Genomic DNA, 11,458 nt, shown 5'->3' on the forward strand with positions numbered 1-11,458 from the left:
GCCATTGGCCCCTTGGTCAAGTGGTTAAGACACCGCCCTTTCACGGCGGTAACACGGGTTCGAATCCCGTAGGGGTCATACTAAAACGCAGTAAATGTGATTACACATTTACTGCGTTTTTTTTGCTAGATTGAAAAATTGAGAGTGCATCGTTTCCCATTGTCTATTTATGAATACAATGATGATTCTCTTTAATAGCAATATTAGGTAATATAGGTATAAGTAATTATAAAGGGGGATCATACGAATGAGCGAAAATTTAAGATGGGTGTATAATCGGCAATATCTTTTGCAAGAGAACTTACAACAATGTAAAGATTTACTGCAAAATTTTACAGTAGAACAGGTTAATTGTGTGGAAAGATTCCATCATACATATGAAAATTTTGAAAAAACACCTATACATGATTTAGATGCTTTAGCAATGCATCTCGGGGTCAGTAAGATTTTTGTTAAAGATGAATCCTATCGCTTTGGTTTAAATGCGTTTAAGGTGTTAGGTGGTATTTATGCGATTGGCAAATATGTTGCGAAATTGCTAGATCAAAATATTGATGAATTGTCTTTTGAACAATTAAAACTACCTGAAGTGAAAGAAAAATTAGGCAACTGTACCTTTATTTCAACGACAGATGGCAATCATGGGCGCGGGGTTGCTTGGGCAGCAAGGGAACTTGGCTGTAAGGCGCGAATTTATATGCCTGCTGGTAGTGCGGAAGAGCGCTTGCAAAATATTAAAAATGAGGGCGCATATGCAGAAATCACTTCAATGAATTATGATGAAACGGTAAGGTATACCTCACAGCTTGCAGAGGATAATGGCTGGATAGTGATACAGGATACAATGTGGGAAGGGTACGAAGAGATTCCATTATGGATTATGCAAGGCTATACAACATTGGCAAAAGAGATTGTTGACCATCTGCAAGAAGCACCGACCCATGTATTTTTACAGGCAGGTGTAGGTTCATTTGCAGGAGCTATAGTCGCTTTTTTACAACAATATTATGGACAACAACTAACATTTGTTTTAATCGAACCTGATGCAGCTAATTGCTTCTATGAGAGTTTTAACCGAGGTATTGGACAGTTTGTTACTGTCGGTGGAGAAATGCAAACCATTATGGCTGGCTTAGCATGTGGGGAGCCTAATCCTATCGCTTGGGATATTTTAAAAACATATACAAAGGTAAGTATTAGTTGTAGTGAGAGAGTAGCTGCAACGGGTATGCGCGTCTTGGGAAATCCACTTGGAGCGGATAATCGTATTGTTGCAGGAGAATCAGGAGCAGCGCCATTTGGATGTTTTTATGAATTAATGACAAATGAGGATTACTATGATTTAAAGGTCGCTTTACAGCTCAATCCAAAGTCAAAGATATTGTTTGTTAGTACGGAGGGAGACACAGACGTAGAAAACTACAGAAATATAGTGTGGCATGGGAAGTATGCTAAATAGGAAAGGTGAGCGTCTTGGATACTGAGATGCTTTTTTATATTAATTCTTGCAAATTATTTATCCATTTTATAAAATATTTTTACTTATATACGGAATATCTCAATATTTAGCTTTTAGTAGGAATTAAAATATATGTGTTTACAAGATGTAGACTTAACTTTTGAATTAACGGAATTTTCATACATTTAATTAGTTAGGAGATTTAATAGAAATTAGATACTTTTATCCGATCTTCTTGTTATTATCAATATTTCTCATAGGGTGCAGTTCTAAAGAAGCTAGCTTAGATTCTATAGCATTTTCTTCTAAAGAATGTGAACAAAACTGGGGTATTTGTACAGTTTATGATAAAGGAAGAGGTGATAAAAGTGAATAATCACATAAAATATCAATGGAGGATAACGAAATATAATCCTGACTTCAGAAATAATGAAGGGCATTACACGAAGAAATTGGAATGGACAAGCCCAGCTCACATTGGGAAGACAATTAATGGTGAAACTTTTACATTAGAAAAATATTTAAAGGTCGAAACAGCCTATATTAATACAATCATGAAGTTTTTAGAGGTCAATCATATAAAATCATTAACAATGATTAACATGACTTATATTGATGTAGATAGTAATTGTGCTCTGTATAATCAATTGTATGATGAAAAATTAGACAATTTTCAATTAAAAGATGATCAAGAAGTATCGATTGATCAAATCCCTCTTATTTCTAAAATGGTATTAAGAGGTTTCATATATTGTCATTTCATAACTTTAGATTTTTTTGTGCATTTTGGAGATGACTATTATATGTTTATTGGAACAAATAATTATCAAGAGGAACCATTACAATTTGCTCGGGAAAACAATTTATTTGTAGAAGAAATGGTTTCTCCATTTTATATCAATGAAGAGAACATCGAAAGAATGATAATGTGGACGCCAATTAATGAAGATACCGTAGTAGGTGAGGAAATACTAACTGACTTTTCAATAGAGGAATATAGAGAAATATTGCATCTTTCAAATATTCATCCGGTTATCGGGTTATTTCCAATTACAGCGAGTAACCAACAATTTTTTCAAAAAAAATTAAGACATAAAATAGATACGAATAAGTATCAATATTATCTAAGTGCGGGGGATTAACCTAACTGTACTGAGCTACTCTAAAAAGTTAGCCAAATATTATAAGCAACTTCTAAGATCTGTTCCTGGGTGAAGTGGACACAGATCTTTTTATTTTTCCCTTACGGCAGACTTATATAAATATCCCCTTGACCTTAACGCTGCGGAAAGGTTTACAGTATAAATATGGAGGTGAAAGCAATGGAGTATACCATTTTACAGCTTGCTAAATTGTCAGGAGTAAGTACGAGAACGTTGCGGTATTATGATGAAATTGATTTACTAAAGCCGGCAAGAACAAATGAAGCAGGGTATCGCTTTTATGGGCAACAAGAAGTCGATATTCTTCAGCAAATTTTGTTTTATAAAGCGTTAGATATGAAGCTTGAAACCATTCACAACATTATTCATGCACCTGATTTTCAACATAAAGCGGCATTAAAAACACATCGTGATGCTTTATTACAACGAAAAAAACAGCTAGATCAATTATTAAAAACAGTGGAACAAACCATTCATTCGATTGAGGAGGAACAACCAATGACAAACGAAGAGAAATTTGAAGGCTTTAAAGAAATGCTGATTGAAGAAAATGAAAAACAATACGGTAAAGAAATTCGTGCAAACTACGGCCATGAAAAGGTCGATGCATCGAATGCGAAGTTTAAGAATTTATCAGAGGAACAATATAAGGCAATGCAGCAACTCGAACAGCAACTATTTGAACGATTAAAAGAGGCAATGGCTATAGGCGACGTGAAACATGATGTCGCCATGGAAGTGGCAGAACTGCATAAGCGTTGGCTGAGCTTTTCGTGGCCACAATATACAAAGGAAGCACATGCTGGTTTAGCACAAATGTATATAGCAGATGAACGTTTTACGGCTTATTACGATCAACATGTGTCAGAAGGTGCTACTCAATTTCTCCATGATGTAATTAGAGAATACACACAAAACTAATGGAATCCTTCTCATACAGATGTTTTAGAAATAGATATTTAGGAAAAAATGAAAGTATGAGGAGGAGATTTTTTTGAAACAACAAATGATCGAAAAGTTTAAAAACCAATTACAGCAGGAATTACAAGAACTAGAGAAGCAGCTAGAAGAATCAGAGCGACCGCAGGCAACAGAGCTCTCAAATTATGATAACCATCCAGCCGATAATGCGAGTGATTTAACAGACCAACTTACAGAGATGGCCATTGATGAACATCGCAGTGACCATGCTGAAGAAATCGAGCATGCGCTGCAAGCAATAGAAGATGGAACATATGGTAAGTGCGCTATATGTGGCGAAGAAATTCCGTTAGGCCGTTTAGAGGCTATGCCACATGCATTGACATGTGTAGAGCATGCTGAACAAAGAGACGATTTACTGCGACCAGTAGAAGAAGATGTGTTATCCTCTTTACCAAAATCTGATGATTTCGAAGAGCTTGAGGAATTTGGTTCGTCTGATACACCATCAGATAAAATGTAAAAAATAAGAGCATTTCTTCCCTTAAACAGTATAATAACTGTATGAGGTGATTGACATGGAAATAATTGATTTACATTGTGATGTTTTATTAAAGTTAACGACATTGGAAGAACCAAAATTTAGTAATGATAGCCGATTACATGCTAATAAAGAAAGACTGCAATTAGGGCAAGTCAAAGCACAAGTATTTGCCATTTTTATTGACCCTGAAATACCTCAAAGTATGCAATTTTTAGAGGTTATGCGCCAAATTGAAGCCTTTCATACACAAGTATTACAAACAGAGGGCATGGTGCATATTACGGAATGGTCACAACTCGATACTTTAGCACCTCATGAAATTGGTGCTATTTTAAGTTTAGAAGGCTGTAGTGCAATTGGCGAGGATTTGACAAAGCTTTCCGCAATTTTGGATGCAGGTGTTATGTTAGTAGGTCTTACATGGAATGAAGAGAATGCTGTAGCCTATGGTGCTGAGCAAGATGCTAGCCTCGGTTTAAAGCCATTTGGTAAGGAAGTTGTTAATATGCTAAATGAGCGGGATATTATCATTGATGTTGCCCATTTAAATGAGCAAGGATTTTGGGATGTACTGCCGCTAGCAAAGCATATTATTGCTAGCCATAGCAATGCACGTGCAATTTGTGACCACCCGCGTAATTTAACAGATCAACAGGCTAAGGCGCTTGTTGAGCATGGGGGGCATATTCATCTAGTTTACTACCCGCATTTTATTGGCGACAATGCAACAATGGATGATTTAATTGAGCATATAAAGCATCTGGCAAGTGTCGTTGGCATGGAGCATCTTGGGGTAGGTTCTGATTTTGACGGAATAGATATGACAATCAAAGGTCTTGCACATGCAGGTGAGGCGCAAAATTTATTAGAGATGTTACGTGAGCATTTTTCAGATGAAGAAGTTCGTGGAATTGCGCATAATAATTTCAAACAATATTTAAAAAAAGCAGCAACTAAATAAGTTGCTGCTTTAGCGTGTCAACAGAGTAAAAATCGCTACGAAGTTATTTCTGCTATTGGCAAACGCACACCGTTGGTTGCAATTTTCTACTTGCATGTGAGGCGCCACGTTTAACGTTTTATGTTGTTCTCGTTGAAGTCGCTGCCTTCGTTGCAATTAACTAACCCTATTAATAAAAGAAATGATTTACTAATAAACCAATTGCTAATAGGAAACCGAAGAATGTATTTGTTTGCGCTGTAAATTTCATCGCGGGCATTACTTCTTTGGCTTCTTTTTTATCGCGGAAAATTTGGATTGCTCGGAGTGGCTTCGGTACACTTAGGAAAATGATAAGCGCCCAAAAAGTAATCCCATCAATGGCTACTAATGCGATAACCCAAAGGTACGAAACGATGAAAAAGCCAGATAGTACAGAAATAGCACGGTCGCGTCCCACTAAAATGGCCAGTGTTTTACGTCCACCTTCTGTATCGCCAACGATGTCACGAATATTATTAGAAAGCATAATGGCGCCAACTAAAATCATACTCGGAACAGAAAGTAATACCGCATCTAATGTAACTGTAAGTGTTTGAATGTAAAAGGCAATTAAGACAATACCCATCCCCATGACTGCGCCTGAAACAAGCTCTCCAAAAGGTGAATATGCGATAGGGTACGGCCCTCCTGTATATAGAAAACCTATAAGCATACATACTAGTCCAACTACAGCAAGCCACCAAGAAGTGGAGGCACAAATATAAATGCCAAGTAGCATGGCTAGTGCATAAAAGCTTAGGGCAATCAGCATAATCGTTTTCGGTTGAACACCGTGGCGCACAATCGTGCCACCAATGCCGACAGAATGTTCATTATCTAATCCTAACTTGTAATCATAATATTCGTTGAACATATTTGTTGCTGCTTGAATCAGCATACTTGCAATTAACATTGCAAAAAACAGTCCAAAATGAATGGTTTCTTTTTCAATTGCTAGCGCAATCGCTGTTCCTAAAAATACTGGAACAAATGAAGCGGTTAAAGTATGTGGACGTGTTAAATGCCACCAAACTTTAAAACCCCTATCAGCTTCAATGACTTTGGTCATAAGGTCTTTCTCTCCTTCAACTATTGTAGACTCTTCTTATTTTATACGAAGAAAGAGAAATTGGATAGGTTCACAGCTTATTACATACTGTTATGTTTAAAAAAATGATACAATAGTACATGCATTTGAGAGATGGGAATATAAATTAAGCAGTAGAAAGAACAGAGCCGTCAAACGTATAGGACGGCTATTTTAGCGGAACAAGTAATGCTAAAGACGGATGTCACAGAGGGATTTGTGTGTGACATCAAAGCGACAGACGTAGGAAGTTATGTATGTGCAGGACAACGCAACACGTACCATAACGCGAAAACATCATTGATATGTACATTGCAATAACGGAGGTAATTTTCATGCAACAGAAGTGGTACCAAGCCACAGAACTAGAAGTGGACTCTTTGGGCCAAAACCTTCATTTTTATATGGAAACAATCGAAGTAAGTCGCTTATCGGCTCTTGCATTTTTTGCAGCGGGCGAGGAGCGTTATAAAGGTGAACGATTTTATTGGCAAAATAGAGAAAAAACAATGACATTGGTTGGGCTAGGACACGCTCACACAATTCAAAATAACGAAAAAAATAACCGCTTTGATGCTGTAGAAGCAGAGTGGAAGCGCTTAACGAAAAATTGCGTAAAAGGTCAGGCTGAACTACAACCAATTTTGTTTGGTGGTTTTACATTCGATCCGCAAAATAATGTAGATGGGGAGTGGACTGACTTTCCAGAGGCTTATTTTGCCTTAGCAACGTATCAGTTTGTTTTACGTGATGATAAAGCCTATGTAAGCATTCACCTTATCGCAAGTGCTACTGAGGCAGATGGACAATTAGAGGCGTTGCGTAAAGAGCGAAATCATTTAATCCATGCTGCTCAAGTAAAAGAAGTGAAAATGTATGCGAAGCCTGAAATCACAAATTATTTCGAGCCTTATAAGGATCCTTATTTAGCATCAATTGATCAGGTCACAGCATTAATTAAAGCAAAAAAAGCGGATAAGGTTGTCATTGCACGTTCCCTTGCGCTGCAATTTAAGGAGCAAGTAACTTCACCTCAAGTATTAGCTCAAATTATTCACGAACAGCCTGAAAGTTATTTGTTTGGGTTGGAGTGGCAAGATTTATTATTTTTCGGCGCGTCTCCTGAGCGTCTTGTAAAGGTTGAAAATGGTCGTGCCTACTCATCATGTGTTGCAGGATCTATTCAACGAGGTAAAACGGCGGAGGAAGATGAAGCTTATGGACAAAGCTTATTAAATGATCCGAAAAATGGTGGTGAACATCAATATGTAGTCGATATGATTGCGGAAACGTTCCGAAAAAATTGTGTTGAAATGAAAATACCTGATGGACCACGCTTACTAAAAATTAGAGACATCCAACATTTATTTACACCTGTTGAAGGTCAGCTAAATAACGAAGCAACCATTTTGCAATTGACGAAGCATTTGCATCCAACACCCGCTTTGGGCGGTGTGCCAAGAAAAGAGGCAATGATTGCTATACGTAAATACGAGCCAATGAACCGTGGTCTTTATGCTGCACCTATTGGCTGGTTAGATGCGGAGGGTAACGGAGAATTCGCAGTTGCGATTCGTTCAGCAGCTCTACTAAAAGATAAAGCTTATTTATATGCAGGTGGCGGTATTGTAGCTGATTCAGAGCCACAATCTGAATATGAGGAAACATTAGTGAAATTCCGTCCAATGCTTCGAGCGTTAGGAGGACAAGTACATGAGTGAACGGAAAATATTGACTGATTATGTTTATAAAATGGTTGCATCATTAGTACAAGCAGGTGTCCAACATGTTGTTGTAAGCCCAGGGTCACGGTCGACGCCACTAGCTTATGCTTTTGCCTCAACAAAGCAATTGACGATGTACCGTCAAGTAGATGAGCGAGCTGCTGCATTTTTTGCGTTAGGCATTGCTAAGGCGACTACTAAGCCTGTCGTTTTGTTATGTACATCTGGTACTGCCGCGGCAAACTATTATCCTGCGATTGTGGAGGCAAGTTATGCAAGAGTACCACTAATTGTTATAACAGCCGATCGTCCACATGAATTACGTGAAGTAGGTGCACCACAAGCAATTAATCAGACGAATTTATACGGAGCACATGTAAAGTGGAGTGTAGATTTTCCGCTAGCGGATGGTGCTGCACCGACATTGCCATTTATTGAACGTCATATTGCACGTGCAGTAGCTATTGCAACAAGTGCACCATTTGGACCAGTACATCTTAACGTACCGTTCCGTGAACCGTTGCTCATTGATTTTCGAGAGGAGCTTCCAACTGTTACGTTTAAGCAAAGCCATATTGGACAGTTAACGCCACCGAAAGCTGCACAAGTAGAACTAGCTTCTATTTTACGAGACACTAAAAAAGGATTTGTTGTTGTTGGGGAGCTTCCGCTCGGGACAGATTTAACCATTATGTGGGAGTTTGTGCGCCAATTAAAATGGCCAATCATTGTGGAGAGTCTATCGAATATGCGAACTTCCGTGCCAAATGATTGTTTGCCATATGTTATGACAACCTATGATGCCATTATGAAAAACGATGATTTCAAAGCGCTAGTAGAACCTGAAACAGTTCTGCGCTTAGGAGCACAGCCTGTATCGAAATTTATGATGCAATTTATTACAAAGTCGCAGCCCCAAGCTTATATTGTTGTCGATGAAGATCCGATGTTCCGTGATTCAACAGGGGTGTCCACTCATTTTCTGCATGCAAGCATTGGCGAATGGCTCGTACAATTAGACCTTGCTGAAACTGCGCTAGAGGCGGCATATTTAGCGGAATGGCAAGATGCGAATGATATTGCACTTGAGTATATTGAGCATTATACAGAAGGCGCAATTGACGAAGGTGCTATGGTAAGTCGTTTACTTGAAATCATTCCAAATGGCAGTGATATTTTTGTTAGCAGTAGCATGCCCATTCGTGATATCGATACGTTTTTAATGGCAACATCAAAAGATATTCGAATTTTTGCGAATCGTGGCGCTAATGGCATTGATGGGGTCGTATCAACGGCAATGGGCTTAAGCCAAGGAAATAACCGTGAAACCTATTTGCTTATCGGAGACCTAGCTTTTTTACATGATGTCAATGGCCTAATTGCGTCACGCTATCAAGCATGTAATATGACCATTATTGTCATGAATAACGATGGTGGTGGTATTTTCTCATATTTACCGCAATCTACGGTAGAGGCTCATTATGAAGATTTATTTGGTACACCAACTGCACTTGAATTCCAAGACATTGCTCATATGTACAATATGGACTACATTTGTGTTGAGGATATTGCACAGTTAGTGCCGAAATTTAACACGTTGAGAAAAAATCCGTTACGATTAATTGAGATTTTTACAAACCGTGAAGAAAATGTCTATGCACACCGCGCGCTTTGGAACCGTATTAATGCGGGGTTAAAAGCATGGCAAAGCTAATGATTCGAGGGCTTGAGACACATGTGGATATATGGAATGAAGAAGCGGGGCAAACACTAGTTGCCCTGCATGGCTTTACAGGTAGTACTGCTACATGGCGAAATTTAGCAAAGAATCTTCCACATGTGCGAGTTGTGGCGATTGATTTAATTGGTCATGGTCAAACAGCCGTACCGGAGCAAGTAAGTCGCTTCACGATGGCTGAACAATTGCGTGATTTAGAGGAAATATTTTGTCAGTTACAATTAGAAACTTTTGCATTGCTCGGTTATTCAATGGGTGGACGTATTGCACTATCTTATACGATTGCTTACCCTCAACGTGTCAGCAAGTTGCTGTTAGAAAGTTCTTCTCCTGGTTTGCGAACTGCAAAAGAGCGTATGGAGCGATGCGAGCGTGATAATGCGTTAGCGGAGAAAATAACAACGAATGGTTTACAGTCCTTTGTTAATTCGTGGGAAAATATTGCGCTATTTGAATCGCAGAAGCGTTTAGCTAAAAATGTAAAACAAGCAGTTCGAGCAGAACGATTAGCCCAAAGTGAAAAGGGCTTGGCAGGCAGTTTACGAGGAATTGGAACAGGCATGCAACCATCAAACTGGGATAATTTAACTAAATTAGAATTGCCTGTACTATTAATAACGGGTTCATTAGATGTTAAATTTTGTAATATCGCATTGGAAATGAAAGCGTTATTAAAAAATGGAAAGCATATGTCAGTAAATGACGCTGGACATGCAATTCATGTGGAAAATCCAGCTGAATTTGCTACAATAGTAAAGGAGTATTTAACGTAATGTTTTTTACGTTAGCGCCTCTTAGTAGTAATGAGGCGAATTTTATAATTAGGAGGTATTTCAATGTCACGTCAATGGACTACATTACATACTTACGAAGATATTAAGTATGAGTTTTATAACGGTATCGCTAAAGTGACGATTAACCGTCCAGAAGTGCGCAATGCATTTCGACCAAAAACAGTTATGGAAATGATTGATGCATTTTCTCGTGCCCGCGATGACAAAAATGTCGGTGTTATTATTTTAACAGGTGAAGGCGAAAAAGCCTTTTGCTCAGGTGGAGACCAAAAGGTACGCGGCCATGGTGGCTATGTAGGGGAAGATGAAATCCCACGTTTAAACGTTCTTGATTTACAACGTTTAATCCGTGTTATTCCAAAACCAGTTGTAGCGATGGTTGCTGGTTATGCTATCGGTGGAGGACACGTATTACATGTTGTATGTGACCTTACAATTGCAGCAGACAATGCTCGTTTCGGACAAACTGGTCCTAAAGTTGGTTCATTTGATGCTGGTTATGGTTCAGGCTATCTTGCACGTATTATCGGTCATAAAAAGGCGCGTGAAATTTGGTACCTTTGCCGTCAATACGATGCTCAGCAAGCGCTTGATATGGGCTTAGTCAATACAGTTGTTCCTTATGAACAATTAGAAGACGAAACAGTGCAATGGTGTGAAGAAATGCTACAAATGTCTCCAACAGCTCTACGCTTCTTAAAAGCAGCTATGAATGCTGATACAGACGGCTTAGCTGGTCTTCAACAAATGGCAGGCGATGCTACACTTCTTTACTACACTACTGATGAAGCAAAAGAAGGTCGTGACGCATTTAAAGAAAAACGTCAACCAGACTTTGGTCAATTCCCAAGATTCCCTTGATTCGGAATATTAGAAAAAGCTGGGATAAAAGAGAAAAAGTGTTAGATTGATGGTAGTCAATCTAACACTTTTTTACTGCGCCGTTGTTGTCCGCTTCAGCGGTGCTTTCCGCTTAGCACCGTAAGCCCAACCTTCGCTACCACGCAGAATGCCCGCGTCTTACGGTGTACGTTCTGAGCAGGAGC

10 protein-coding genes and 1 tRNA gene are annotated in these 11,458 nt (G+C 38.7%); 10 read left to right on the plus strand and 1 reads right to left on the minus strand.

What is annotated here, in order from left to right:
• Window positions 1-6: 6 nt before the first annotated feature.
• The 6 genes from FC748_RS00005 to FC748_RS00030 all read left to right on the plus strand — a co-directional run bounded on the left by FC748_RS00005 (window position 7) and on the right by FC748_RS00030 (window position 5,048).
• Window positions 7-78: transfer RNA gene (locus FC748_RS00005), tRNA-Glu, on the plus strand.
• Between the two features lie 169 nt (window positions 79-247).
• Window positions 248-1,459, plus strand: coding sequence for a diaminopropionate ammonia-lyase (dpaL, locus tag FC748_RS00010; protein ID WP_108030007.1), 1,212 nt, complete (start codon window positions 248-250; stop codon window positions 1,457-1,459).
• Window positions 1,460-1,827: 368 nt separating this feature from the next.
• The gene (locus FC748_RS00015; protein ID WP_108030006.1) at window positions 1,828-2,601 is read left to right on the plus strand and encodes a DUF7683 domain-containing protein; all 774 of its coding nucleotides are present in this window, start codon (window positions 1,828-1,830) and stop codon (window positions 2,599-2,601) included.
• A gap of 180 nt (window positions 2,602-2,781) precedes the next feature.
• Window positions 2,782-3,543: a MerR family transcriptional regulator gene (locus FC748_RS00020; protein ID WP_108030005.1), complete on the plus strand. Its 762-nt coding sequence runs from the start codon at window positions 2,782-2,784 to the stop codon at window positions 3,541-3,543.
• Between the two features lie 85 nt (window positions 3,544-3,628).
• Entirely contained in the window at window positions 3,629-4,066 is a 438-nt protein-coding gene (locus FC748_RS00025; RefSeq protein WP_036205401.1) for a TraR/DksA C4-type zinc finger protein, read from the plus strand.
• 55 nt (window positions 4,067-4,121) lie between these two features.
• The gene (locus tag FC748_RS00030) at window positions 4,122-5,048 is read left to right on the plus strand and encodes a dipeptidase (protein ID WP_108030004.1); all 927 of its coding nucleotides are present in this window, start codon (window positions 4,122-4,124) and stop codon (window positions 5,046-5,048) included.
• A 169-nt stretch (window positions 5,049-5,217) separates the two neighbouring features.
• On the opposite strand, the gene FC748_RS00035 is transcribed toward FC748_RS00030, so the two are convergent.
• Window positions 5,218-6,138 (minus strand): 1,4-dihydroxy-2-naphthoate polyprenyltransferase, encoded by a 921-nt coding sequence (locus FC748_RS00035; protein WP_025220364.1) that lies wholly within the window; start codon window positions 6,136-6,138, stop codon window positions 5,218-5,220.
• 353 nt (window positions 6,139-6,491) lie between these two features.
• Here FC748_RS00035 and FC748_RS00040 point away from each other — a divergent pair, with 353 nt between their 5' ends.
• From FC748_RS00040 to menB, 4 genes are all read left to right on the plus strand, one after another.
• The gene (locus FC748_RS00040) at window positions 6,492-7,877 is read left to right on the plus strand and encodes an isochorismate synthase (protein ID WP_108030003.1); all 1,386 of its coding nucleotides are present in this window, start codon (window positions 6,492-6,494) and stop codon (window positions 7,875-7,877) included.
• The gene (gene menD / locus FC748_RS00045) at window positions 7,870-9,594 is read left to right on the plus strand and encodes a 2-succinyl-5-enolpyruvyl-6-hydroxy-3-cyclohexene-1-carboxylic-acid synthase (RefSeq protein WP_108030002.1); all 1,725 of its coding nucleotides are present in this window, start codon (window positions 7,870-7,872) and stop codon (window positions 9,592-9,594) included. Before FC748_RS00040 ends, menD begins: the two co-directional genes overlap by 8 nt.
• Window positions 9,582-10,391, plus strand: coding sequence for a 2-succinyl-6-hydroxy-2,4-cyclohexadiene-1-carboxylate synthase (gene menH / locus FC748_RS00050; RefSeq protein ID WP_108030001.1), 810 nt, complete (start codon window positions 9,582-9,584; stop codon window positions 10,389-10,391). Before menD ends, menH begins: the two co-directional genes overlap by 13 nt.
• 63 nt (window positions 10,392-10,454) lie before the next feature.
• Window positions 10,455-11,273 carry a 1,4-dihydroxy-2-naphthoyl-CoA synthase gene (gene menB / locus FC748_RS00055; protein WP_024363692.1) on the plus strand — a complete coding sequence of 273 codons (819 nt, stop codon included), beginning with the start codon at window positions 10,455-10,457 and terminating at the stop codon, window positions 11,271-11,273.
• The last annotated feature ends 185 nt before the right edge of the window (window positions 11,274-11,458 follow it).

Source organism: Lysinibacillus sphaericus, from assembly GCF_005217585.1.
In the GTDB taxonomy this organism is placed as follows: Bacteria; Bacillota; Bacilli; order Bacillales_A; family Planococcaceae; genus Lysinibacillus; species Lysinibacillus sphaericus.